Origin of the sequence: Micromonospora sp. NBC_01412 (assembly GCF_045040215.1) — a bacterium.
Classification (GTDB): Bacteria; Actinomycetota; Actinomycetes; order Mycobacteriales; family Micromonosporaceae; genus Micromonospora; species Micromonospora rubida.
The window spans coordinates 1,653,717-1,678,597 of the sequence record NZ_CP109528.1; the positions used below are offsets into that span (position 1 = coordinate 1,653,717).

Below are 24,881 nucleotides of genomic sequence, written 5' to 3' on the forward strand. Positions count from 1 at the left end.
CCGGCAGCGCCCGGGGGCCGCACGGAAAAGGCGGCACCCGGGACGCCCCGGCCGCGGACGACAGTCGGGGTGGCGGGATTTGAACCCACGGCCCCTCGCTCCCAAAGCGAGTGCGCTACCAAGCTGCGCCACACCCCGTGGCGACGAGAAGTGTATGCCTTGACCGCCTGTCGGGAGTGCCGGGGCATCGCCCGACACCCCGGAACCACCCCGACGGGACACGGAACCCCATTCGACACACGCCCCACCACGCGCCAGGCGGCGGCGCCCCGACGGGCCGGCGGCACGCGGGCCGCCTCTGAGATGCGCCGACGCCGGCGCTGAGCGGGACGCCACCGACGCGCCCTCGGGTCCTGCCCCGTCGGGCAGGACCCGACCGGGGCAAATTCAGGGAAAGCGTGGCCACGCCGCGCTGGGAAGCCACACGTTCCACGAATCTGCGGGGATCTTGGTACGGGAAGGGGCGGGGCGGGGCGGGTGGGGGAGACACTGATGCGCGGCGGGGCCGGGCACCGGGTAGGCTGTCGGCGCGGCCTGTACAGCAGGTCGCACGCGGGCGTAGCTCAATGGTAGAGCTTCAGTCTTCCAAACTGACGGTGCGGGTTCGATTCCCGTCGCCCGCTCCACACCTTCCGGCCCAGGTCAGCGGCACTTTCGTCGCACCTGGGCCGCTCTCGTTTCAGCCCCTACTGATCTTGCATGTCATTGGCGTGCCAGTAGCGCCGACCGTGCCGTCCGAGGCGGGTTCGCGTGCCGGCCGGTCGGCCTTCTTGTCCTTGGCGGGCTTCTGCTTCGCCGGCTTGTCGCTGGCCTTGTCCTTCGCCTTGGCGGGCTTGGCCTTGGCCTTCGTCGCGGCCGGTGCCGTCGCGCGCTTGGCCTGCTTGGCGATGCGGCGGTCCATGCCAGCCGCGATCTCCCGGTCCCCGGTCTCCTTGTCCCGCGCCTGGTTGTCCGCCTCACCCCGCCCGCCCAAAGTCAATCTCCGGCGAGACGCCGAGGCAGAGCGCCCCGGCGGGGAAGACGTACCCGGACGGGACCGGCACCTTCAACGTCATCGGAACCACTTGGCAGCCTCCTAGCCTCACCAGGCGACTTCCTTCCTGACAGCCGGTTAATCTTACAAGCCGCATCAGATTGTAAGCACAAGCAAGATTTAAGGTGAACCGATTGCACAATGTGGAAAGCCGGCCCCGGGTGTCCAGGGCCGGCACGGAGGAGGTGTGATGGCTGAGCGGGTGACAGCCGAGCGTCTGATGCTGGTGGACACCGTTGGCCGATGGTTCCACTTGGACCAGCCAGTGTTGATCGAACGCGGGCAGACCTACTGGATCGACTGCACGACCAGCGAACTGTGCGTCGATCGGGGAGACGGGCGAGTCACGCGGACTGCCGGTGAGATGTGCCGCTGAGCCGCCCGCCGGGCTGACGCAGCGGATCAGGACAGGGCGTAGGTGTCTTCGATTTCGTGGCGGCTGCCCGGCATGACCAGCACCGACGTCATGATCGGGTCACCGGATGCCTGGTGGACGGTGATGACGACGCTCATCACCGACTCGTCGGCCGGCACCTTCAGGGCCTCGGCCTCGACCTCGCTCACCCGGCGGGCGGTCATTCGCTCGGTGGCGTAGTCGGCACGTAGGCCCTTGTGGCGGGCGATGAGGTCGAGCAGGCCACCCGGGATCGGAGCCGGCTTGGTGATGTCGGTACCGACCGCGATGTCCACCGGCACGAATGTGGCCACCAGGTCCACCGGCCCCGCCTCCGAGACGGTCCGGCGGCGCCGCTCGTAGACCGGCGCGCCCTCCGGAATCTTCAACTCCGCCGCGATGCGTGGTGAGGCGAGCACCGGGCCGACGTGCAGGATCTCCGTCTCCCCGGTCTCGTCCAGCTCAACGGCGTCGCGGGCGTAGTCGGGCGAGGTGCGGCCGGAGACGGGCCGGCCGCGCACGAAGCTGCCCTTGCCCTGCTGCGACTCGATCCAGCCGTCCTGCTTGAGGATGCCCAACGCCTTGAGCACCGTCGGACGGGACACCCCGAACTCCGTGCAGAGCTGGTTCTCCGACGGCAGTGCCGCACCGGGGACGTAGTCGCCGTCCTCGATGCGCTTCCGCAGCGTGTTCAACACGCGCAGGTACTTCGGCGTCGGAATCTCGTACGCCATCGCGGGCCACCCCACCTATGAACGCTGCATGAATAACAGCAGCTTATGAGTTGTGTGCATGACAGAACAAGTCAGGTCAGCCGTCCGGCGTCACACACTCCACCGCTGCGGCCAACCATCCCGACCAGGAAGACGAGGCGCCGATGTGTTCCGGTCGCGACGCCCCTGGCCAGCGGCGTGGTAGGCAGCCGTACCGGCCGAACAACCGCAACGCTTCCCGCCAGGAAGAGCACGTCCCTTCCTCACCGCAGCCGGCGCAGCGCCCGTCCGCGCTCGACGGCGTGTGCTGGTCAAGCTGCCCCTGCGCTGCCCGGAGCTGGTCATGCGCCGCACCGGACAGGTACGTGGTCACCGGCCCTAACCTCTGGGCAGCAGCTTGCTCGCGTGTACCAGGATCTGCGTCTGCGGACCCCGGCGGCCGGACCGACCAATGAACTCCTGTCACACCACCGGCAGCGGCGGGTCAGAGCATCGAGCCTATGTTCACCGACGAGCCAGCGGCTCGGGCGGCTACTCCGGCATCTATAGGCACCCCTCGATGGTGAGTCTGGTTCGCAGATGGGGCACAAGGCACCATGAACGTCGTGAACCAGTGGTAGACCATGGCAGCGCGAGACAGCGCATGAGCAGGCGTAGAGCGTCCTTCCCGCTGGTCACGAGGCAGCGGCCCTGAGTTCCGCTTCAACTCCATGTCTAGTCCCACCACATGCTTGATTGATCCCAGCAAATGCATGACAGCCGGCCATGGTTGTTAGGTCATCCTGGTTGCAGCCGGTGGCACCTGAGCGGGGTGGCCCACATTCCGATGGTCGAACGCCTAGCCACTACAGGAACACCAGGTGCTTGGAACCTTGCCCGGACTACCCTCAGTGGCGTGCCCGTTAATGATCTTCCGTTGCCTCCCGCGTTTGAGGCGGTCACGGCCTGGGCTGGTACTGGGCGGGTGGTGCGTGCCACCGAGCTGGACGTGGAGACGTGGCGGCTTCCCGAGCCGCAGAAGGTCGCGCTGGTCTCCTGTGGCGTACCGCTGATCGATGACCTCGTGAGTGCGGTGTCATTCCATGCAGAGCCGACAACGTACCGGTTGGCGAACTCCGACGACCTGGACTGGGTGTACGGTGCCGCGCCGGGGACCGGTGAGGTGCAGGCATGGTCGTCGGACGGCAGCACCTGGTTCGTCAACTCAACGGTTAACCACTGGCTGTGTTCGCTGCACATGGTTGGTAGCTGGCTGACCAGCTCAAGCGTCATCGGCCGCTGGGACGAAGACGGACAGGCCGAAGAGGAAGCACTCGCGGAGCTCACCGACCTGTTGGAGCGGATCAGGGCCCTTGACCCGCCCGCGTTCGGGGACGGCGATCATCGAACCCAATTCTGGCCCGCTGTGCTCGACCGGTGGCTTTACTGATCGACGCAGACATCCTCTGTTGTCGCGATGCGCGCCCCCGTCGCGAAGCGTAAGGGCCTCCGCGACGCGTCTTGAGGATCATGTCAGACACCAGGTGGGACGCGAGTGTCAAACATGTCCCGTGACGGGACATCCGCTTCAACTCCACCACTGCCGAATCACTCTCTTATGGATCAAGGGGCCGCGCAAGCGCGGCCCGCCCGCAGCACTCGGCCGGCGGCCTCTGGCCGGCATCGGCCCGCGCGGCGGGGTCGTTAGGCAGGTTCGGTTGTACGGCTACCGCAGCAGCAACGCTGCCATCTCCCGCGAGCCGCAGAGTGTCAGCAGCGTCAGCACCACGAACACGGTTGCGATAGAGATCATCACATGGGCCCTGCCGCCTCGGACTTTGAGGCGAAGCAGAACGACTACTGCGGAGAGCCCCAAAGCCCACGACAGCGCCCAGGGCATGTAGTACCAAGCCATGAGGTTCAGGTAGCCAAAGGCGAGGCCAGGCAAGCTTATGAGTTGGGCGGTAACGAAAGCTCCTACCGTCACCCAGGCGATGACCGCTAGGACTGTGACTACCCCCAGGGCTATCTGCGTAACCGCGTGGCTCTCCTGGACCGAGGGCGGCCCCTGATGAAGGGGCGGCTTCGGACTGCCGGCGTCGGGGGGCGAGTCGGGAACTGCCGGCCGGATGCGGGGTTGGGGAAGACCTCCAGCATCGGCCATGTAGCGATATTCCCACGCGGAAGATAGTCCTTTGCAATGCCTCTCGCAGCCTGTCTACAGCAGACCTAAGACACGGTCCAGGCGCGCGGAGAGCCGGCGACACGGCAAGCCGCCCCCGGCCCGAGAGGCCGGGAGCGGTAGGCCGCACACCGCCGGACAGCCGCGCGCCCACCGCGCAGCCGTGCCAGCCACGTGCCAGTAGCCGGTGTCCCAGGCGGTCAGCAGCGGTCAAGATCGGGCAGCACGACAGCGTCGCTGACCAGGCACTCCGGACAGATCACGACAGCCGAACACGATCTTCCAAACTGACGATGCGGGTTCGATTCCCGTCGCCCGCTCCACGACGCTGTGCCGGATTGGCTGTCCGGGGCCAGGCCACCCTCGCATCACCACGCCGACGGGACACCGGCTCCCACAACCGCCAGCTGAAGGCGACCAGCCCCGTCACGAGCACCGCGGCCCAGATGGGTCGCGACGCGTCCCGTGCTCCGTCAGCGTAGGAGGAAACAGCGCGACGGAGTTTGGCAGGAGTGTCAACGCAATGGCCATCAGAATCGTGGCTGGGCCGGCGAGCACGTGCCCACCCGGTCCCGTGGCGCGTCGATCCGCACCGGCCCCGACGCGTCGGTCAGCACCGTCTTCGCCCGGGTGCCGTTACGGATGTTGCCCGAGCCGACGCCGGCCGGGTCGTGTTTCTCGTAGCCGAGGTGCTCGTACTGTGGCTGTCCTCGTTCCCGCACCACATCAAGCCGCAGCTCAGCCAAGGTCAACGTCCCCGGCTGGAGCCCTTCGACCTCTGCCCCCGAACCTCCGCTCTCCTGATGGATCGACTGCCGCTCTCATCGGCAACGAACCGCATCATGACGTCGCGAAGCTCTCGGTTCAGGTCACGTGGCTTGAGGTCAGGGTCGGAGAACGGGGGGCCGGCAACGAGTTGAGCCAGAACCGATGCCAGACGCTTCCGTTCGGTTCGGAGACTCGACCACTCGGAGTCCGGTAGCCGCAGCACGTTACGGAGCAGGTCGCCTGGGTAGTAGTCGCCCTCGGCCAAGGGATCTCGGAGCAGGACTTGCACCGCGAGAGGCAGCAAGACCGACACCCCGATCTGCTGACCGAGCATGATGCGCAGGTCTTCGACGGTGAACTCCGCTACCGGCTTGCGTCGCAACTCCGTGCAGCGTCGGATGAGGGAGGTGTCGTCCGGGCCGGGGTCCGGCCAGACGTCCCGCTCAAGCTGCTCGATGGTCGCCATGACGGTCAGGGTAGTGCGCACGGCACCCCCGGGGATGCCTGTGAGGTCGGCGAGAGGCACCGCGGCGATCGCGAGGGTGGTCAGCCGCCACCGAGGGCTGCCGCGCCGCTTCGCACCTTGCAATCGGGTCTCGCGGTTGTCCGGCATCGGCGGTGATCGTGGCGACCGCGGTGATGAACGGCAGTGCGGCGAGCGGCAGTCAGGCGACGATCCGGCCACCGTCGGCGAGTTGGTCAACCCAGTGCCGGGGCAGCCGGGCTGGGGTGCACCGGGTCACGATCCGGTCGTACGGGCGTTCTCCGGGTATCCCCCGGTGCCGTCGGCGACGTGGCAGTTGATCGTGCCGACGCCCCGGCGGTGGATCAGGTTCGCCCAACCGACCAGGGGCTTCCTGACGTCGACGCCGGTCACCTGCGTCGAACGCGTTGGCGATGGCGGTCACAAGGCCTCCTTCGGGCGGGCCACCACGGCGTGCGGGACAACGACCCGGCCAAGCGGATGTGACTGGTGCGAGGCCGCTGGCGGCCTGCGGGGCAGCTACTCCCCGCCGCGACACGGGCCGGTTCGAAGCTGACCACCGTCGCATCGTCGTGTTTCTCCCGCGCTGTGCAGCGCCCAGCTGGCCCCGATCGTTCTTCGCCGACCGTTGATTCGAGTTGTCCGCAATGAGTGCATCGGCTAGCGTGCGCGCCTGTGAAGCGTTTTCGGGTTACCTCCACTCTGTTGATCTGCGGCTCCCTGATGGCTCTCACCGCGTGCGGTGGGGAGGACACCAAGACCACGGCCGGGTCAACGCCGTCGGCCTCCACGGCTCCCTCCTCGGCGGCCGCCTCCGCCTCCTCGGCGCCGTCCTCTACGGCCGCGGCGGGCACCACGGGCGGCGTGAGCGACAAGAAGCTCTGCGAGTCGGCGAAGAAGGCCGGGGACGACATGAAGTCGCAGTTCGTCGCCGCCATGCAGTCCGGTGAACCGTCGCCGGCCGTGTTCAAGAAGATCCTGACCGATCTGGACGAGAAGCTGACCACGTTGGCCGCCACCGGGAGCGAGGGCAAGGTGGCCACCGCGCTGAAGCAGTTCGGGGTGGAGGCATCCAAGGCCGCAGCGGCAGCGGACCCGGCAGACGCCGCCGACAACCCCGCCTTCGAGAAGGCCGGCGCGGACATCACGGCCGCATGCAAGGCTGCCGGAGTCAGCGTCAACTTCTGACGACGCCGCCGCCCCTCAGCGGCCGATTGACCACCATCGCGGCTGTCATCGCGGGCCACCCAACTGGTCCGCGATGACAGCCGCGCTCGGTTCTCACGGTTTTTGATCCTGTCGCCCGATCCATACTCGACCCACATGGTTGTCGGTCAGAAACGGGCACCGACGTGACAAGAGTCGGAGATCAGTCACTCGGCCCGGATCTCCCACGGCCTTCGGAACCGCCCCCGTTGGTCTGCCTCGGCTAGCCTGGATCACACGTGGTCGAAGCCGGGAGGCGCAATGAAACTGTGGCTCAGAATCGACAACGATCCAGCGGGGACCGAGGCGACGACGCTCTACCGTTGGCTCGCCCGCGACCGGCAACTCGCCCGGCACGCGCGGCTCTCGCCGGCCGCCGGGACACCGATCGACGGGGAAATGAGCGGCGGCTCGCTGGAGACGATCAACGTCATTCTCTCCAACAGCATCGCGCTGGCCAGCCTGATCACCTCGATCGTGGCGTTCCGGAAGGCGCAGAAGCAACAGCGGGGCGGCTCCGGGGATCCGATCGTCGTGCTGCTGGGGCGGTCGGGCAGGTCCATCGCCATCGACGACGACTCCACGGCCGAGGGCGTGGTCGAACTGCTCGAGGCGGCGGATCCCGCCGCGGCCGGGGTGACCTCCGATGGCAACGCTCGCTGACCCGGCCGCCTCCCGAGCGGTACTGGTGGGAGTGCCGGCGTACGACTCGCTGCCGCCCCTGCCAGCGGTGAGCGAGAACGTCAACGCGCTGCGCCGGCTGTTCGCCGACCCAGCGGTGTGGGGGTTGCCCGCCGAGAACATCCTCGTGCCGGACCTGACCGGCCCGGACCCGCTCGGTGCCGTGATGGAGGCGCTGCGCTCGGCCGCCCGGGAGGCCACCGACACCCTGCTCGTCTACTACGCCGGTCACGGTCTGACGAACGTCCTGACCGGGGAGCTCATCCTCGCCCTGCCCGGCGCCGAGAATCTCGACCAGTGGTGGCGGGCGCTGTCCTTCGACCACATCCGTCGGGGACTCACGGACCCCACCCCGGCCGCCGCCCGCCGGGTGGTCCTCCTGGACTGCTGCTACTCGGCGCTGGCACTGGCCGGTGACATGGGGCCGGCACCGGCGAGCATCGACGTGGCCGCGCTCACCGAGGTCAACGGGGCCTACGTGCTGACCGCCTGCGCCGAGTCGGAGACGGCGAAGGCGCCGCCCGGCGCGCGGTACACCGCCTTCACCGGTGAGCTGATCACCGCCCTGGAAGAAGGTGTCGCCGACGGTCCCGAACTGCTCGACCTACACACGCTCTACCGCCACCTGGCCGCGGTCCTGGCCGGGAAACGCTGGCCGGTCCCTCAGCAGCGCAGCCGCAACTCGATCGGGGACCTGGCCCTGGCCCGCAACCGGGCCTGGTCAGCGCCCGCCGCCGCCTCCTCCGGCGACGGCGACGACGCGGGGCGGGGCGGGCCCGTCCTCCGGCGGTTCGCCGTCCCGGCGACCGAGCGCGCCCGACTGCTGCAGCGCGTGGGCAACTTCCCGGGTGCGGCGGCGACGCTTCGCGATGCAGCGGTCGACCAGGAGCCCGAGGCGCTACGCCAGCGCATCCGGCAACTGCGTCGCGCGAATCGGCACTCGGAGGCCGCCGCGCTGTGGCGGCTCGCCGAGGGCGTGTAGGACGCCGAGGGCACGCGTCTGTCTTCCTCGCCGGCCAGAAGACCGGCCCGGTCAGGCCTCCGGCAACCCGTCGAGGCTGCGTTCGGCCCGGCGGCGCAGGTCAGCGTCCAGCGGGTTGCCGTGATCGGCGGCCTGCCGGGCCTGCGTAACCGCTTCCGCGCGTTCCTTCCAGACGGTCGGGTCACCGCCGAGGTGGGACTCGAACAGGTTCCAGTTCAGCAGCACGAGTTCGATGACTTCGGCGGTGTCCAGGCGGTCGAGCGGGTCGAGCCGGTCGGCCGGGACGAGTGGGACGCCCTCCGGCCCGCCGTGCCAGCGCCCAGCGGCGACCGCCGCGCCACCGGCCCGCCGGCTCAGCTCCGCGCCCCAGCCCTCACCCCACGAGCGGGTCAGCCGCTCCCGGACGTGGACGCGCAGCGCCAGGTCCCGGTCGATCCACCAGCCGTGCAGCGAACCGGTCAGCACCATGCGGCGTACCTGCTGGGCGAATTCCGGGGACAGCAGCGCCACCGTGACCCCGTCGGGGCGGACGAGGCCCAGCCGGCGCAGCAGCGCGATGTCCTGTGAGTCGATCGTCAGGTAGGTCCGGGTGAGCACCTGGTACAGCAGGTCTCCCCCGCGCCCGCCGGTGTCCGCGTTGAGGTTCGTGATCGAACGGGTGAACTGGTCGCGGAACTGCGCTTCCACCTGCTCCCAGGCCAGTTCCGCGTCCAGCCGGTCGGTCAGGTGCGTCTCCACGAGTTCGTGGCAGAACAACTCGATCAGGTACGGGTGGTTCCCGGCCCGCCGGACGATCTCCGGCCGCAGGGCGGTGAGGTCGACGCCGGCGTCGTCGGCCCGGGCCAGCATGGCGGCGACCTCGGCGTCCCGGAATGGGCCGACCGGCCGTCTCATCCCCATCACTCCGTCCAGCGTCGAGTGGGCCACGGCGGCCAGCTCGATCGACTTGATCGACCGGCGGGACAGGGTCACCAGCCCGACGGAGTAGTTCTTCTCGCTGACCAGGTCCCGCAGGAGCTGGAACTCGACGCGCCGGAATGCCTCCGCCTGGTCGAACTCGTCGAGGATGACGCCGACGCCGACGCCGACGCGGTACAGGGCGGTGAAGAACGCCTCGAAGCACTCCTTCAGGTCCAGCCACTCGATGCTGCTGTGCACCGACAGCTCGATGTCGGTGAGGCCGGCGAGCCAGTCGGGGGGCGCGCCGTCCCCCGGCTGGTTGAGTCGCTCGGCCTCCTGGCGCACCCGGCCGACGACGGCCCGGAACACGTCGGCGCCGCTCTCGTACGACGCGACGCTGAGGTAGACCACGAGCAGGTCGGGGCGGTCGGCCGCGAACAGTTCCTGGGCGCGGCGTACCACGCTGGTCTTGCCCATCCGGTGGTTGCCCTGGAGGCTCAGGTTGGCCGGGCGCGGGCCCCGCCAGCAGTTCTCCAACAGGCGCAGCAGGTCCTGCCGGCCGACGAACCGCCCGGCGGTGGCCGCCTGCCCGACGCCGAGGTACGGATTGACCGTCATGGCAACCGGGCCCTAGCGCCCGAGCTCGATGGACGCCCCGACGTGGTGCATCAGCAGCCAGTCCTGGTAGAGGCGGACGACGATCCGGTACGCGCCCCCTTCCTTCCGGACGACGTCCCGGATCACCAGGTCGTTCAGCAGCTCGGTGAGGTTGGCGGTGCCCCGGTAGACGGCCTGCACCCGTTCGATGGTGGCCAGGCCCTGACGGGAGGCGACCGCCACGGCCAGCAGGACGGGGCGGAAGTGCTCGGCGGTGGGGGCGTCCGGTTCGGTGTAGCCGGCGGTCTCCAGGTTGTCGAAGTCCTCCTCGCCGAGCGAGTCCAGCAGTTGTTCCCGGACGAGTTCCACGTCGGCCTCGGTGACCAGCGGGGCCCGGTTGAGGTTCATCTGCTCGACCAGGGAGAAGCAGAACTTCTGGATGTAGAAGGCGCTGCCCCCGGTCAGCTCGACGATCCGGTCCACGGCGTGCTGCCGGTACCGGCTGTGCCCGTCCCGGCCCCCGATGAGGATGGGTAGCTCGATCAGCTTCCGGGCGTTGATGTCGTCGAGGTAGGTGACCCGTTCCCGGGCGAACACCACGAAGACGTTGGCGTGCTCGCGGATCACCCGTTCCAGCGCGTCCTGGCCCACCACGACGAGGTGGAAGACGCGCCGTTCGATGATCGCCTTCAGCGCCTGCATGAACGACTGCGGCAGCAGGCGGTTGCGGATCCACTCGTCGAAGTACTGGAACTCGTCGATCAGGACGACGACGTGTGGTGGCCGGTCGAGCGTGGCGAAGTAGTCCTCGATGATGGAGATGAAGTCCACCACCGGCTGCGGGCTGGCGGCGAACTGTTCCCGGGTGACGTCTGCTGCCAGGCGGGGCCGGCCGGCGCCGGCCGGGTCCTCGAGCAGTTTGCGGCCCGTCCGGTTGAGGATCTCCCAGAGCAGCTGGCCGAGCAGGGCGTGCGGGCCCCGGCCGGCGGGGCCGCTCTCGGGGTTGAAGCTGCCGATGTTGCCGAGGTCGACCACGATCAGGTTGTTGGACGCCCGCCGCTCGCTGAGCCGGTCGATCAGCCGGAACCGGATGGAGGACTTGCCGGCCCGCTTCTGGCCGAAGATCGCCACGCCGGTGCCCGGCACCGGGGCGAGCCGGAGCCGGCGTTCGATGTTGTCGAGCAGCTCCTCCCGGCCGAAGAACATCTCCGGGTCCTGCACCGGGGCGCCCGTCGAGCCCTGGAAGAACGGGTTGTGGATCTCCTCGAACTTCGACGGGTCGGCGAGCTGGACGGCCAGGCTCGCCTCCACCTGGTCGTACTCGTCGTCGGAGCGGGACCGGTACAGCAGGGTCACCGGCAGCGAGAAGGCGCCGGCCCGGACCCCGCTGTCGCTGACCCGCAGCTTCACCACCAGCACCCGGTGCTGCCCGCCGCTCACCGCGCTGGTCAGCCGCAGCACCTCGTCCTGGGGGATGAACAGGTCCGGCTCGCTGCGGATCCGCAGCTCCCCGGACTCCAGCGGGGCCATGCCCTCCTTGTTGCGGATCTCGATCTGCACCGTGACCAGCCCGTGCTGGTCGCGGTTGCTCTCGGCCAGCGCGAGCGCCAGGTCCGGCTTGGGGCGGCGCTCGGCCAGCAGGTGCTCCTGCGCCTGCTCCACCAGCGAGGCGATGCGGACGGCGACGGGGTCGACGCCCTCGACCGCGAAGCTGGTGGGCGCCTTCGCCACCTCGCTGCGTACCCCCTTCATGGTGTCCGTCACCCGGCGCAGCGAGGCGTCGCGCTCCTCGAAGGACTCGGCGTAGATGAACTGGAGCAGCTCGCGCAGGGCGTCTTCGATCCGGCTGAGGCTCTCGCTGTCCGAGTCGACCTCTGGACGCACCTCGGAGAGCCTGACCAGCGCGGTCTTGATGACGTCCTCGGCGATCGTCAGCTCGTGCAGGGGCGCCAGGGCGGCGACCTTCCGTCGCTGCTCCCGCCCCCAGGCCGCGCCGTACCGCTGCCACGCCTCGCGCATCACCTCGAAGGTCGGCCGGCCCGACGGGTGCTCGTCGGGCCAGTCGTCGAGCAGGTCGCCGTCGAGGTAGCCGCGGTCGGCGAGGTACCTGGCCGCAGCGGCGCGCAGCTCCGGGTCGTCGTGGATGACCGCGGTGACCCGCTCGGCCGCCACGTCCGTCTGGGCGACGAGCTGCGCCACCAGCGGGAAGATGGCGTTGCCGTACTGGTCGAGCTTCTCGCGCAGGATCGGCGCGACGACCTCGTCGATGGGTGCGCCGTCGGGGGTGGAGTCGCGCCAGCTCAGCGCCGGCCGCCCGTCGAGGGAGAGGAAGAACCGGACGATGGCCAACCGGGCGTCGCCGCCCCGGGCGGGGTTTCGCAGCCGCTCGGAGGCGGCCAGCGCCTCGCAGTACAGGTCCCGGGCGGCCTCGCTGGCCTGCCGGTCCAGCACCAGGTCGGCCAGCGCCGTGAGGCCGCTGCACAGCCAGCCGTGCAGCTTGTCCTCGTCGTCGTCGCGCCCGTTGGCGCCGTACTCCCGCAGGATGGCCGCGGCGGAGATGTAGCCGTCGGCGCTGTTCTCCCGCTGGTACCCCCGCGAGTGCCCGGCGTTGTCGGCGAGCCGCGTCGCGTCGCGGAAGATCGGCTGCTTTTTCTCCCGCTTGCGCTGGTCCTTGATCCCGGCCGCCTGCTCGGAGTACCGATCCATCACGTAGGCCACCAGGGCCGAGGTGAACAGGCGGTCGATGAACTTGGGTGTGCTGAGGGACAGCTCGTTACCCTGGCGGATCGCGGCGACCTGGCGGCGGATGTCGTCCGCCCGGTCGGTGCTGTCGTCGCGGATCAGGTTCTCGGCCTCGTCCAGGCTCGCCGACGTCTGCTGCTGCACGTACGCCATGGCCAGGCCACGCCGGACGGCGGGGTTCGCCGGGGTGGCGTCGAGCAGTGTCTTCCACTCGGGGATCGAGTCCTGCCCGGCGGAGAACTTCACGAACGCGATCTGGTGGAGCAGGTGCCGTCCCTTGGAACTGGACGGGTCCCGGGAGGCGAGCTGGCGGTGCAACGCCTCCAGCGCGTCGCGGTACCTTCCGGCGGCGATGTAGAAATCGATCAGGATGTTGTCCAGGGAGTCGCCGGGCGGCACCACCCCGGGGAACTCGACCTCCAGGATCCGCAGCGCGGCCTCCGCGCCGTCGAGCCGTTTGATCAGCCAGGCGAGGTCCTTCACCGCGCTCTCGCGCTTCGGCCCGCCCGAACGGATCTCGTCCCGGTACGCGGCCTTCGCCCCGTCGAAGTCGCGCTTCTTCTTGTTCAGGTGATCTGCGCGGGCGAAGTGGTCGCTGGCCGCCCGCGCGGGCGCGGCGGGGGCCCGGGGCGCTGGATCGGGCGGCTTCTCCACGGCGCGGCGTGGGGTGGGCAGGAGCCGGCCGGGTGTGCCGGGGCGCCCCGGCACACCCGGCCGGGCGGCCGGTGGGAAACCTGCGGCTCGGAACCGGATCGGACGCGGCTGCGCCCCCTCGGGGCGGGCGCAGGGCTCCGGCGTCACGTCGCCGGGACGGGCCTCCTCCACCGCCCGCCGGGTGATGGGCGGCAGGTTGGGGGCGAGGAGCAGGTCGCCCAGGGGCGCCCGGGAGCCGGCCGCGTCCAGCACGCCCAACAACGCGTGCCAGGCCGCCGAGTCGATCATGGGGGTGATGTTGCGGAAGTACCGGAGCAGGGCGTACACCACGGCGTCGCTGTCCGCGTTCTTCGCCGCGGCGACGGCCAGCAGCCGCCAGCTGTCCGGGTCGGCGGTGAGGTCCGCCGCGGTGGCGAAGTACTGCTGGGCGGTCGCCGGGGCGGCATTGAGCAGCTCGATGACCCCGATCAGGTGGTACAGGTCGCCGTTGACCGGGTCCGCGGTGAGGATCCGGCGCAGGCCCGTCGCGATCTGGCCCAGCCGGCCGAACTTGGGTGCCAGCTCGTTGATGTTCGCCGCGTTGCGGTACCGCTGGTACTCGGCGTGCAGACCGCTGTACTGGTCCCGCGGAACGTCGATGTCGAAGGACACGTCCACCGGCATCGAGGCCACGGCGCGCAGGGCCAGGTCCGAGGTGACCGCGGTGGAGGCGGCGGCCGCCTCGACCGGCGCGGCGGGCCGGCCGTCCCCGGCCGCGGGCATCGCCTGCATCGGGGGTTGCTCGACGGCGGCCTGCGGGACGGGGTCACCTGCGGCCGGTGTCGGTCGCGGGGCGGGCGCCGGCAGGGCCACCGGCACCGCCGCCGGAGTGGGCTCGGCAGCCGGCACCGCCGCCGGGATGGGCTCGGCAGCCGGCACCGCCGGCGGTGCCGCCGGGGTGGGCTCGACCGGCTGCGCCGGCGGGACGGGCCCGGCCGGCGGTGCCGCCGGGGTGGGCTCGGCCGGGGGCGTATCCACCAGGGTTCGCAGCCCGAGGATGCCCGCGAGGGCCAGGACGCTCCGCCCGCCGTCCGGCTCCTGGAGTACGAGCCGGTTGAGCGTCAGCTCCACGAGCTGACCGACGAACGGGTCACCGGTGATGAGACGGACCTCGACGTGGTCGCCGACCCGCGCGACCGACTGGACAAAGTCAGCGTCCATCACACTCCACAGTCGAACGTTGGCCGGGCACATGATCTGCCTATCAGCTAGCCCGGACCACGGCAGCAGTGTCAAGCGCAAAGCCGACAGTAATGGCCGACACCCGAGGCTCTTCCGGCCGGCGCGGGAAGCCACCTCCCCGGCTCGTCGAGCTGGCCCCCGCGCCACCGAGCAGGCCGAGACCCTGGTGTGGGGTGTGCCGGGAACCCGGCACCGGCGATCGACGTCCGGATTGCTGTCGACCGTCGACGCCGAGGCGCGTCAACCATTCGTAGCCAATGAGACAGGTGATTCAGACGACCTACCGGCCGCCGGCCGTTCTCGATTAGCCTGACGGCGTGGAGCAAGAGGATCCGTGGATGGTACTGCAGCACGCCAATGATTGGCTCCGGCATGCCGACACGAAAGCAAGCCTGATCCTGACCCTCAACGGCGCGTTGATCGGGCTGATCACGCTACGCGTGCAGACGCCGGGCCTTTTCGACCGCCAACCGTTCGTCACAGCTCTGCTGCTGGTCGCAACCGGGCTCCTCGCCGGCAGCCTCGCATTCAACGTCATCGCCGTCGCGCCCCGGTCCGTGGTGACCGACCAGCAGCGGTCGCTGCTGTACTTCCACCACGTCGCCACGGAGTTCGAGGCGAGTGAGTCGTCGTTCGTCGAGGAGTTCACCGCGCTGATCACCGACAAGGAGGCGTTGCGCCGGCAGGTGGCCAGCCTGGTGTGGGCGAACAGCCTGGTCGCGCGACGCAAGTACCGGCACCTCAACTGGGGGATCCGCTTCACCGCCGGAGCCATTCTGGTAATCGTCTGCGCGGGCGTTCTGGGGGCCCTGGGCGGCTGATCGCCGTGCTCCGAAGCCTGAGGTCAGTCCCGTTTCGGCCGAGTCGTTCGGACCACTGACGATTTGGGCTCCGGCGGCCAGGGACTCGTCCGTGCCGTGCCAAAGATGCTCGTCGGGTACGGCCGGCCGGCCACCTACGAGAAATACAGCGCCGACGCGCTGAAGTCGGTGGAGCGGGCCGCCCTGGAGACGATGGTGCTGCTTCCCCGTCAAGAGGGACCTTCCCGGGTCGGTGGAACGACGCGGGCGGATCCGGGCGGCGTCCACCCGCCACCTCCGTCGGCACCTCACCGCCCCGGAGTCCGGGCTGCGTACGATGCGTAGCCGGACATCCCCTCGTCCCCGGCGGAGGTAACGGCAGATGGCAGCCCAGCACGAGGGCTTCGCCCTCGGCGTCGACCTCGGCACGTCCAACACCGTGGCCGTGCTCCGCTGGCCGGACGGGCGGACCCGGCCGCTGCTCGTCGACGGGCAGCCGGTCATCCCCTCCGGCGTGTACGCCGACACCGACGGGCGCCTGCACGTCGGCCGGGACGCGCAGCGGCTGGCGCAGGCCGACCCGGGCCGCTACGAGCCGAACCCGAAACGCCTGATCGACTCCCCCTCCGTGCCGCTCGGCGACCGCGAGTACGCCCCAGCCGACCTGCTGGCCGCGATCCTGCACGCGGTGGGCCAGACCGCGGTCGCCACAGTCGGCTTCCTTCCCCCGGCGGTGCTGACCTGCCCGGCGTCCTGGGACGACGCCCGGCGGCAGGTCCTCGCCGAAGCTCTGCTGCGGGCGGGCTGGCCGCAGGCGGCCGAGCACACCCTCTCCGGCCCCACCCCGCTCGGCACCCGGCTGCTGCGCGAGCCCGTCGCCGCCGCCCGCTACTACGCCCAGGTGCTGCGCCGGCCGGTGCCGGTCGGCGGCTCCATCGCCGTGTTCGACCTGGGCGGCGGCACCCTGGACGTGGCGGTGCTGCGCAACGAGGGCGCCGACCCGTGGGGCGACTCCGGCTTCGCCGTGACCGCCACCGGGGGCGTGCCCGACCTCGGCGGGCTCGACCTGGACGCCGCCCTGACGAGCCGGCTCGGCGAGCTGGTGTCCGCGACCGACCCGGCGCGGTGGGCCGCGCTGACCCAGCCGGCCGACGCCGGGCAGCGGCGGGACCTGCACCGGCTCCGGGAGGGCGTCCGCGAGGCGCGGGAGATGCTGTCCCGGGCCCCGGTCGCGCCGGTGGTCGTGCCGGGGTCGCAGGAGGTCGTCCAGCTCACCCGGGAGGACCTGGAGCGGGTGGCCACCCCGCTGGTGGCCCGGGCCGTGGCCGAGACCCGGCGGGTGATCGCCGCCGCCGGCCTCACCCCCGATCGGCTCGCCGGCCTGTTCCTGGTGGGCGGCCCGACCCGGATGCCGCTGGTGGCCCGGATGCTGCACGCCGAGTTGGGCGTCGCGCCGACCGTGCTGGAGCAGCCGGAACTGCCGGTGGCCGAGGGCGCGCTGACGGACCTGCCGACCCCCCGCCCGCCACGACAGGCGGCGCCGGCCGCGCCGGCGGGTGGCGCCGGGGGCGTACCGGCGGCCGCGCCTGCGGCGGCCGGAGCCGGCGGCCTGCCACCCACCTGGGTCGACGGCGGGCCGGGGCTGCCACCGACCGCAGCCGCCGGGCCAGGGCTACCGCCGACCGCAGTCGCCGGGCCGGGGCTGCCACCGACCGCGCCCGCCGGGCGGCCCGGGACGCATTGGGCGCCGGACGCCGCGTGGGGCGTGCCCGTCTCCGGTACGCCGGCACCGCCGGCCGCCCCCCGGCGGCGGGTGCTGTGGATCACGGTCGCGGCGGTGCTCGCCCTCGCCGGGGTGGCCGGCGGCGTCGCCCTGTGGTACACCCGGGACCGCTACCCGGGGCTGGAGTTCCAGAAGAACCTGACCGAGGTCAAGCGCGTCACCGCCGGGACGGACCGGCCGGCGGAGATTTTCACCGCGCTGCTCGGCGACACCGGCTACGCGGCATACCCGCTGCCGGACGACCGGCTGGAGATCGTGGCGGTCGACGCGGAGACCGGCAGGGAGCGGTGGCGCAGGCAGACGACGCAGGTGTCGCAGCGGTGGGAGGGGATCCGCGCCGTGCCCGGCGCGGTGGCGGCCTTCTCCGACCCGATCGGCGCCGAGACGCCCGGCGAGCTGGTGGTGCGCGACGCCGCGTCCGGGGAACAGCGGTGGGCCAGAACGATCCGGGACGAGGATCGGGTGATCTTCGGCACCGACGTGGCGGTGCTGGTCGACCGGGCCGGGCAGAAGCTCGTCGGCCTGCGGATGGGCAACGGCACGGAGGCCTGGAACAAGCCCAACACGCGCGACGAGTCGGGCAACACCCGCAGCACCGTGCTGCCGGTGGGCACCGATGAGGGGGCCGGCGGCCCGGCGTACGCCGACGGCACTCCTCGCGACCCGTGGCACGGGAAGGTCGACCGGCTCGTGCAGATCGGCGCGGACCGCTCGGTCCGGCTGATCGACCTGGACAGCGGGACCTTGCTGCGGAACTGGACGGGCGTCGCCGACTGGGACGACCTCGTGGTCGCCCACGAGGACCGGCTGTACGTGGTCGACGACAGCGGCGCCGGCCGGTACCGGCTGCTCGGGTACGACCTGACTCGGGTCACCGAGCCGACGATCCTGCACAGCTCGGACGAGGGGCGGCGGGCGGAGGCGCTGGTGGCCTGCGGCGAGCACCGGGCGTGCCTGCTGGAGACGCCGTCCGGCGACGCGGACCGCTCCGAGGTGGTGGCGGCCACCGAGGGCGCCGGGACGCGACAGTGGGCGACGCCGGGGGCGAAGGAACTGGTGCCCGTGGGCGAGCACCTGATCGTCCGACGGCAGTACCCCGAGTCGACGTCGACCATCTTCGACCCAAAGGGCAAGGCGGTGCTGCGGGACCGCGACGGGACGGCGGTCCGGCTGAACGCCGGTAACGTCCTGATCTTCGCCGACCCGCTGAGCGCCAGCGAGGGGGACCGCAGCGTCGCCGCGATGCCAGTCGGCGTCGCCGACCCGACCGAGCTGGGCGAGGCCAAGGACATCCGCAGCGCGTCCTGCTCGTGGGACACCAGCGTGCTGCTCTGCGGCGCGGACAAGGACTTCGTGCTGTACCGTTTCGCCCCCGCGCCCTGACCCGCCCCCGCCCCGCCCCCGCCTGAGCCTGAGCCTGAGCCTCGGCCGGGCACACGTTCCCGGCGGGGCGGGCGTCAGTCGGCGGCGGCCAGGTTGCGGAAGAAGCCGAGCGTGGCCGGGTCGTCGATGGTGGCCGGTACCGGCTCGTCGCGCCCCTCCACCAGGCCCCGCATCGTCCGGCGCAGGATCTTGCCGGAGCGGGTCTTCGGCAGGGCCGGCACGACGGTGACCCGACGGAACGCGGCGACCGGGCCGATCCGCTCCCGCACCCGGGTGACCAGCTCGGCGGCGAGGACGTCCGGGTCCGCCTCGACGCCGGCCTTGAGCACCACGTACCCGCTGGGCACCTGGCCCTTGAGCTGGTCCGCCACGCCGATGACGGCGCACTCGGCCACCGCCGGGTGGCCGGCCAGCACCTCCTCCATCGCCCCGGTGGAAAGCCGGTGCCCGGCCACGTTGATCACGTCGTCGGTGCGGCCCATCACGTACAGGTAGCCGTCGTCGTCGAACCGGCCGCCGTCGCCGGTCAGGTAGTGGCCGGGGAAGGTGCTCAGGTATGACCGGACGTAGCGCTCGTCGTCGCCCCAGAGGGTGGGCAGGCAGCCCGGGGGCAGCGGCAGCCTGATCACGATCGAGCCGTCGACGCCCGCCGGCACCTCCACGCCCCGCGGGTCCACCACCCGCACGTCGTACCCGGGGACGGGCACCGACGGCGAGCCTGCCTTGATCGGCAGCGGCTCCAGCCCGCGCGGGTTCGCCGCCACCGGCCACCCGGTCTCGGTCTGCCACCAGTTGTCCACCACGGGCACCCTCAGCCGCGCACCGGCCCAGGCGAAGGTGTCGGGGTCTAGGCGCTCGCCGGCCAGGAACAGCGTCCGGAGGCTGGACAGGTCGTACCGGCCGATCCGGGTGCCGTCCGGGTCCTGCCGCCGGATCGCCCGGATCGCGGTGGGGGCGGTGAACAGGGCGGCGACCCGGTGCTGCGACACGACCCGCCAGAACGCGCCCGCGTCCGGGGTGCCGACCGGCTTGCCCTCGTAGAGCACCGTCGTCGCCCCGGTGAGCAGCGGGCCGTACACGATGTAGGAGTGGCCGACCACCCAGCCGACGTCGGAGGCGGCCCAGAACACGTCGCCGGGCCCGATGCCGAAGACGTTGGTCATCGACCAGCGCAGCGCGACCGCGTGGCCGCCGTTGTCCCGGACCACGCCCTTCGGGCGGCCCGTCGTGCCGGACGTGTAGAGGACGTAGAGCGGGTCGGTGGCGGCGACCGGGACGCAGTCGGCCGGCTCGGCGCCGTCGAGGGCTTCGTCCCAGGTCAGGTCCCGGCCGGGGGTGAGCGGCGCGGGGTGCTGGGGGCGCTGCACGATGACGCAGGCCTCGGGGGCGTGCTCGGCCTCCGCCAGCGCCGCGTCGAGGATCGGGTGGTAGGGCACGATCCGGTCCACCTCGATCCCGCACGAGGTGGCCACCACCACCTTCGGCCGGGCATCGTCGACGCGGACCGCCAGCTCGTGGGCGGCGAAGCCGCCGAACACCACGGAGTGCACGGCGCCGATCCGGGCGCAGGCCAGCATGGCGATCACCGCCTCGGGGACCATCGCCAGGTAGAGCAGCACCCGGTCGCCCCGGCCGACCCCCAACCGGCGCAGGGCCCCGGCGAACCGGGCGGTCGCGTCGCACAGCTCGGCGTACGTGTACGTGCGGGTCGTGCCGGTGACCGGGCTGTCGTGGATCAGCGCGGGCTGGTCGCCGCGTCCCGCCGCCACGTGCCGGTCCAGGGCGTTGTGGCAGGTGTTCAGCTCCCCGTCGGGGAACCAGCGGTACAGCGGGGCCCGGCCGTCGTCGAGGATCCGCTCCGGCGGCCGGTGCCAGTCGATGTCCGCCGCCGCGTCCCGCCAGAAGGCGGTCGGGTCGGCGATGCTCCGCTCGTACGCTGCTTGATACGCACCCATCCCGCCATGGTGGGGCGTGCCGCCCGGCCGGCACGATGGCCGGCCCGCTCCGATGCGCCGGACGCACCTGCCGGATCGCCGAACGGCGGACCGGACGGCCGACCCCACGGTTGTCAGCTGCCGGCGCCCGCCACGGATGAAGCCCCGTGGGGCGGGTAAGCAGCGCCGCCTGGTGAGGAACGGCCGGCGTCGCGGCGGACCGCGACTCCGATGCCCGGGCGGGCGGCTCCGCGCCGACCCGCCCGGGCGCAGGACCACCACACCGGTGCGGCCCCGGCCCGACCGGGGGTCAGTTGCCGGTGACCCAGTTCCAGGCGGAGACCACCCACTCGGTCTGCTGGAGGTAGGCGACCCCCAGGCCCACCAGGAAGACCGCCGTCACGATGTGGGCGCCCCGCGCGCTGCGCCGGATCCGCCCGAGCTGCCGCTCCCAGATCACCCGGCCGAGCAGCCGGGACAGCCCGAACAGGCCGGCCGCCACCAGCAGGCTCAGCACGAAGGTGAGCAGCGGTGCGCCGAGGTCGCCCCGCCCGGAGATGGCCCAGATGCCCCAGCAGACGAAGGCGAACAGGGCACCTGCGGCGCTCCACTCGCCGCCGAGCCGCAACTGGGCCAGGTGCCAGCTCAACGGGCGGCGCGGCGCCGGCACGTCGCCGGACCAGAGCCCGTCGTGCCCGTCGTGCCCGCCCTGGTCGACCGTGGGGAACGGTTCCGTACGTGGAGGGCGCGGCTGCCCCACGGAGGCCACCCCCCGGCGGAAGGCGTCGCGCTGCGGCGGCACCCCGACACCCGGTTGCGGCGACACCTCGACGGTCCGCTCCGCCCACGGCTGTGTCTGGTCTGCCATCTCGTGTCCTCCCCTGACGTCGGTGCCGGCACCGACCGGCCCCACCTTCGAGGGTAACGAGCCGGCAAATCGGTCGTCCGCCCCGTGTGGCGTCGGGTAGACACGGGCGATGACGAACCCTTCACCGCAGATCCGGGTCGGCCGGCCCGACGACTTCGACGACCTGGCCCGGATGATCGAGATCACGTTTCACACCAGCCTCGGCGAGGAGACCCGCGAGGCCGAACGGGGCATCTGGGAGCCGCACCGGAGCCTACTCATCCGGGACGGCGCGGATCTCGTGGCGCACGTCTCGGCGTTCACCCGGGAACTGACCGTCCCGGGCGCCACGCTGCCGGCGGCCCACGTGACCATGGTCGGGGTGCTGCCGACCCACCGCCGTCGCGGCCTGCTCACCCGGCTCGTGCGCCGGCAGTTGCGCGACATCCGGGACGCCGGCCGGGAGCCGGTGGCCGTGCTCTGGGCCAGCGAGGGCCGGATCTACCCCCGGTTCGGCTACGGCCTCGCCGCCCAGGAACTCTCCGTCGAGTGCGCCACCACCGAACTGCGGCTGCCCGCCCCGGCCGCCGCCGAGGGCCGGCTACGCCTGGACCGGCCGGTGGCACGGCAGGCCGACCTGGCCCGGCTGTACGACCGGCTGCGCGCCGACCGTCCCGGCTGGTCCGACCGGGACGACCGGTGGTGGCGGTACGTGCTTGCCGACCCGGCCGACGAGCGCTCGGGCGCGACAGAGCGCCGGGTGATGCTGCACGAGGGCCCGGGCGGTGAGGTCGACGGGTACGCGCTGTGGCGCTCGCGCCGGGACTCCGACGCGGCCGGCCCGCGCGGCGTGACGATCGTCGAAGAGATGGTGGCCACGGACCCGGCGGCCCGGCTGGCGCTGTGGCGGCTGCTGCTCTCGCTCGACCTGACCCGCCGGCTCTCCTACCGGGGGCCGGTGGACGACCCGCTGCTGCGCCTGGTCGACGAGCCGCGCCGCCTGGTGGCCCGGCTCTCCGACGCGCTCTGGGTGCGGGTGGTGGACGTGCCGGCCGCGCTGGCCGCCCGCCGGTACGCCGCCAAGGTGGACGTCGTCGTCGAGGTCACCGACGAGTTGCTGCCGGAGAACTCGGGGCGCTGGCGGCTGACCGGCGGGCCGGACGACGCCCGGTGCGGGCCCACCGACCGGCCGGCCGACCTCGCGTGCGACGTGCGGGCGCTCGGCGAGCTGTACCTGGGCGGGGCCGGGCTGACGACGCTGGCCGACGCCGGGCGGGTCCACGAGCGGCGCCCCGGCGCGCTGGCCGCCGCCGGGCCCGCGTTCGCCTGGCACCGGGCCCCGGCGGGGATGGGCATCTTCTGACCGCCCCCGCCCCCGCCCCGCCGGCCGGCCCCCACGTGGGGCGGGCGCGGCGGCGGCGCGGGCGGTACGGTCGGCTGATGGGTGACGTGGATCGACGGAGACGGCGGCTGAGGCACCACTCCGACGCCGAGGCCCCCACGGCGCCCACGGCCGGGGTGCAGGACGTGGGCGAGCCGCCCCGCCGCCGGGGCGGCCCGGCCGGTGAGGAGCGCGACGGCGAGCGGGGCCTGCGAAGCCTGGTCGGGCCCGGCGCCTCCCAGGTGGGGCCCCTGGCGGCGCTGCGGGCCCGGGACGCGGCCCGCCCGACCGAGGCGGACCTGGCCGAGGCGGAGGCCCGGGTGGTCGTCGTCCGGCGCAACTGGGTGCCCCGCGAGGACCTGCCCCGCCCCGGTCGCTGACCCGACCGGGGCGCCGACGGGTCAGGGCAGCTCGGGCAGTTCCCGGCTCTGCTCGTACGCGGCGACCTGGTCGATCCGGCGGGCGTGCCGGGGGTTGCCGGAGAACGAGGTGGTGAGGAACGCCTCGACGATGGCGGTGGCCTCGTCCAGGGTGTGCTGGCGGGCGCCGACGGCCACCACGTTGGCGTCGTTGTGCTCCCGGCCGAGCTGGGCGGTGTCGATGTTCCAGGCCAGCGCCGCCCGGACGCCCGCGACCTTGTTGGCGGCGATCTGCTCGCCGTTGCCCGAGCCGCCGATGACCACGCCGAGGCTGCCGGGGTCGGCGACTACCCGGGTGCCGGTGTGCAGGCAGAACGCCGGGTAGTCGTCGTCCGGGTCGAAGACGTGCGGGCCGACGTCGACCAGCTCGTACCCCTGCTTGGCGAGGTGGCCGGCCAGGTGCACCTTCAGCTCGAAACCGGCGTGGTCGGATCCCAGATAGACGCGCATACCGCGCAGTCTGTCAGGCCGTCGTCCGCGCCGCCGCACGGGCGGCGGCGCGGAGCCGGCTTCGTCACAGAAGGGCTGGTCACGCGGGTCGCCGGCCGGCGTGTCGCGGGCTCAGCGGGCTCAGCGGGCTCAGCGGGCTCAGCGGGACAGTTCGGCCACCACCAGGCCGCCGCGGGCCTTCGGGGTGAACCAGGTGCTCTTGCGCGGCATCTTCTCCCGGGCCAGGTTGACCGCGACGAAGTCGTCCACGGTCACCGGGGCGATCAGCACCGCCAGCTCGGCCCGGCCCGCCTCGACCTCGCCGGTCAGCCAGCTCGCCGGATAGTCCCCGCCGACGTAGGTGATCCGCTTGTCGCCCGGGTCGAGGCCCAGCGCGTCGCGCATCAGCACCCGCTCCACCAGCGCGTGGTCGAGGTTCTCCAGCCGGCCGCCGTCGACGTGCGGCAGGCGCACCGCGTACCCCTGGTCGGCCAGCCGGAGCGCGACGGTGCCGCCGGCCGTCGGGACCTCGACCGGACCGTCGATCCCGGTGACCTCGGCGCCCGCGGCGCGGAGCCGGTCGACCAGCTCCGCCGGGGTGACGGTCAGCTCGCTGACCAGCCGGTTGTACGGCTGGATCGCGACCGACGCGGGGGTGGTCACCACGGCCAGGAAGCGGGGCAGGCCGCCGGTCTGGGCGGCGAGGCTGCGGTGGTTGCCGTCGGCGACCACCAGCTCGCCGCCGCCGGCCAGGGCGGCCAGCGCGTCCTGCTCGGGGCCGGGACCGAGCAGCCACACGGCGTGCGTCCGCCCGGACTGGTCGGTGTCGGTCGCGGCGGGCGCCCCGGCCGACTCGGTCGCTGCCGCGAGCGCGGCGTGCAGCTCGTCGCCCCGGCCGGTCTGGAGCAGCAGTACGGGCGAGAGCAGGTGCCCGAGCGCCTCGGCGAGGGCGACCCGCTCGCGGACCTTCGCGATGAAGACGTCCTCGTTGCGGATGACCAGGCCCGGCTCGTCGGCGCTGGTGGAGATCTGGTCGGTGTCGACCATGGCGAACAGCCCGTACGCGGTCTCCTCCCCCGGCGCGCTGATCCGGTAGAGGACCACCACCTGCTCGGCCGGGGTGTAGCTGCCGTCGGCCTTGGCCTCGGCGAGGCGGGCCACCGCGTCGGGAAGCGCGTCGAGGAAGGACCTCCCCAGGGTCTCCGGGGCCCGGTGCGGCATCTCGATGCCGAGGGCACTGTGCGGGTTCGATTCGATGATCGCGGTGATCTCCGCGTCGTCGGCGAACTCGTCGTAGTTCTGCGCGCCGGTGCCGCCGGTGGTGATCCAGGCCCGGGCGATCGGATGCACGACCGTCATGTCCGCTGAC

General features: G+C 72.0%; 21 protein-coding genes and 2 tRNA genes. 10 read left to right on the forward strand and 13 right to left on the reverse strand.

What is annotated here, in order from left to right:
• Positions 1-64: 64 nt before the first annotated feature.
• Positions 65-138 (reverse strand) — tRNA-Pro (locus OG617_RS07255).
• A gap of 414 nt (positions 139-552) precedes the next feature.
• Here OG617_RS07255 and OG617_RS07260 point away from each other — a divergent pair.
• A tRNA-Gly gene (locus OG617_RS07260) sits at positions 553-626 on the forward strand.
• Between the two features lie 53 nt (positions 627-679).
• On the opposite strand, the gene OG617_RS07265 is transcribed toward OG617_RS07260, so the two are convergent.
• On the reverse strand, positions 680-901 hold the full coding sequence (locus OG617_RS07265) for a hypothetical protein (RefSeq protein WP_405099823.1): 222 nt from the start codon (positions 899-901) through the stop codon (positions 680-682).
• Between the two features lie 322 nt (positions 902-1,223).
• Here OG617_RS07265 and OG617_RS07270 point away from each other — a divergent pair, with 322 nt between their 5' ends.
• Positions 1,224-1,409 (forward strand): hypothetical protein, encoded by a 186-nt coding sequence (locus tag OG617_RS07270; protein WP_405099825.1) that lies wholly within the window; start codon positions 1,224-1,226, stop codon positions 1,407-1,409.
• A gap of 26 nt (positions 1,410-1,435) precedes the next feature.
• Here OG617_RS07270 and OG617_RS07275 read toward each other — a convergent pair whose 3' ends face one another.
• Positions 1,436-2,161 (reverse strand): GntR family transcriptional regulator, encoded by a 726-nt coding sequence (locus OG617_RS07275; RefSeq protein ID WP_405099827.1) that lies wholly within the window; start codon positions 2,159-2,161, stop codon positions 1,436-1,438.
• A gap of 874 nt (positions 2,162-3,035) precedes the next feature.
• Between OG617_RS07275 and OG617_RS07280 the strand changes: the two genes are divergently transcribed.
• The gene (locus OG617_RS07280; protein WP_405099829.1) at positions 3,036-3,569 is read left to right on the forward strand and encodes an SUKH-4 family immunity protein; all 534 of its coding nucleotides are present in this window, start codon (positions 3,036-3,038) and stop codon (positions 3,567-3,569) included.
• Between the two features lie 1,262 nt (positions 3,570-4,831).
• Here the strand turns inward: OG617_RS07280 and OG617_RS07285 are convergent.
• From OG617_RS07285 to OG617_RS07300, 4 genes are all read right to left on the reverse strand, one after another.
• On the reverse strand, positions 4,832-5,047 hold the full coding sequence (locus OG617_RS07285; protein WP_405099831.1) for a transposase: 216 nt from the start codon (positions 5,045-5,047) through the stop codon (positions 4,832-4,834).
• Between the two features lie 2 nt (positions 5,048-5,049).
• Entirely contained in the window at positions 5,050-5,535 is a 486-nt protein-coding gene (locus OG617_RS07290) for a contact-dependent growth inhibition system immunity protein (RefSeq protein WP_405099833.1), read from the reverse strand.
• Between the two features lie 199 nt (positions 5,536-5,734).
• Positions 5,735-5,812, reverse strand: a complete 78-nt coding sequence (locus tag OG617_RS07295) for a hypothetical protein (RefSeq protein ID WP_405103525.1) — start codon at positions 5,810-5,812, stop codon at positions 5,735-5,737.
• Positions 5,809-5,946: a hypothetical protein gene (locus OG617_RS07300; protein WP_405104137.1), complete on the reverse strand. Its 138-nt coding sequence runs from the start codon at positions 5,944-5,946 to the stop codon at positions 5,809-5,811. The genes OG617_RS07295 and OG617_RS07300 overlap by 4 nt, the downstream gene beginning before the upstream one ends.
• A 471-nt stretch (positions 5,947-6,417) precedes the next feature.
• On the opposite strand from OG617_RS07300, the gene OG617_RS07305 reads away from it, so the two are divergent.
• The 3 genes from OG617_RS07305 to OG617_RS07315 all read left to right on the forward strand — a co-directional run bounded on the left by OG617_RS07305 (position 6,418) and on the right by OG617_RS07315 (position 8,422).
• Entirely contained in the window at positions 6,418-6,741 is a 324-nt protein-coding gene (locus OG617_RS07305) for a hypothetical protein (protein ID WP_405099835.1), read from the forward strand.
• Between the two features lie 279 nt (positions 6,742-7,020).
• Entirely contained in the window at positions 7,021-7,422 is a 402-nt protein-coding gene (locus OG617_RS07310; protein ID WP_405099837.1) for an effector-associated constant component EACC1, read from the forward strand.
• The gene (locus OG617_RS07315; protein ID WP_405099839.1) at positions 7,406-8,422 is read left to right on the forward strand and encodes a caspase domain-containing protein; all 1,017 of its coding nucleotides are present in this window, start codon (positions 7,406-7,408) and stop codon (positions 8,420-8,422) included. Before OG617_RS07310 ends, OG617_RS07315 begins: the two co-directional genes overlap by 17 nt.
• Positions 8,423-8,473: 51 nt before the next feature.
• Here the strand turns inward: OG617_RS07315 and OG617_RS07320 are convergent, their stop codons facing one another.
• Both OG617_RS07320 and OG617_RS07325 read right to left on the reverse strand, forming a co-directional pair.
• Positions 8,474-9,940: an ATP-binding protein gene (locus tag OG617_RS07320; RefSeq protein WP_405099841.1), complete on the reverse strand. Its 1,467-nt coding sequence runs from the start codon at positions 9,938-9,940 to the stop codon at positions 8,474-8,476.
• A 12-nt stretch (positions 9,941-9,952) separates the two neighbouring features.
• On the reverse strand, positions 9,953-14,515 hold the full coding sequence (locus OG617_RS07325) for a hypothetical protein (protein ID WP_405099843.1): 4,563 nt from the start codon (positions 14,513-14,515) through the stop codon (positions 9,953-9,955).
• 338 nt (positions 14,516-14,853) lie between these two features.
• Here OG617_RS07325 and OG617_RS07330 point away from each other — a divergent pair, with 338 nt between their 5' ends.
• Positions 14,854-15,357, forward strand: a complete 504-nt coding sequence (locus tag OG617_RS07330) for a Pycsar system effector family protein (RefSeq protein ID WP_405099845.1) — start codon at positions 14,854-14,856, stop codon at positions 15,355-15,357.
• 361 nt (positions 15,358-15,718) lie between these two features.
• A complete protein-coding gene (locus OG617_RS07335) occupies positions 15,719-18,502 on the forward strand; it encodes an Hsp70 family protein (RefSeq protein WP_405099847.1) in 2,784 nt (927 codons plus the stop codon).
• A 74-nt stretch (positions 18,503-18,576) separates the two neighbouring features.
• On the opposite strand, the gene OG617_RS07340 is transcribed toward OG617_RS07335, so the two are convergent.
• Positions 18,577-20,457, reverse strand: coding sequence for a propionyl-CoA synthetase (locus OG617_RS07340; RefSeq protein ID WP_405099849.1), 1,881 nt, complete (start codon positions 20,455-20,457; stop codon positions 18,577-18,579).
• Positions 20,458-20,746: 289 nt separating this feature from the next.
• Positions 20,747-21,304, reverse strand: coding sequence for a hypothetical protein (locus OG617_RS07345; RefSeq protein WP_405099851.1), 558 nt, complete (start codon positions 21,302-21,304; stop codon positions 20,747-20,749).
• 109 nt (positions 21,305-21,413) lie between these two features.
• Between OG617_RS07345 and OG617_RS07350 the strand changes: the two genes are divergently transcribed.
• Both OG617_RS07350 and OG617_RS07355 read left to right on the forward strand, forming a co-directional pair.
• On the forward strand, positions 21,414-22,646 hold the full coding sequence (locus OG617_RS07350; protein ID WP_405099853.1) for a GNAT family N-acetyltransferase: 1,233 nt from the start codon (positions 21,414-21,416) through the stop codon (positions 22,644-22,646).
• 77 nt (positions 22,647-22,723) lie between these two features.
• Positions 22,724-23,044: a hypothetical protein gene (locus OG617_RS07355; RefSeq protein WP_405099855.1), complete on the forward strand. Its 321-nt coding sequence runs from the start codon at positions 22,724-22,726 to the stop codon at positions 23,042-23,044.
• A gap of 21 nt (positions 23,045-23,065) precedes the next feature.
• Here the strand turns inward: OG617_RS07355 and OG617_RS07360 are convergent, their stop codons facing one another.
• A complete protein-coding gene (locus OG617_RS07360; protein ID WP_405099857.1) occupies positions 23,066-23,533 on the reverse strand; it encodes a ribose-5-phosphate isomerase in 468 nt (155 codons plus the stop codon).
• Between the two features lie 138 nt (positions 23,534-23,671).
• Positions 23,672-24,871, reverse strand: coding sequence for a DUF1015 family protein (locus OG617_RS07365; RefSeq protein ID WP_405099859.1), 1,200 nt, complete (start codon positions 24,869-24,871; stop codon positions 23,672-23,674).
• Between the last annotated feature and the right edge of the window lie 10 nt (positions 24,872-24,881).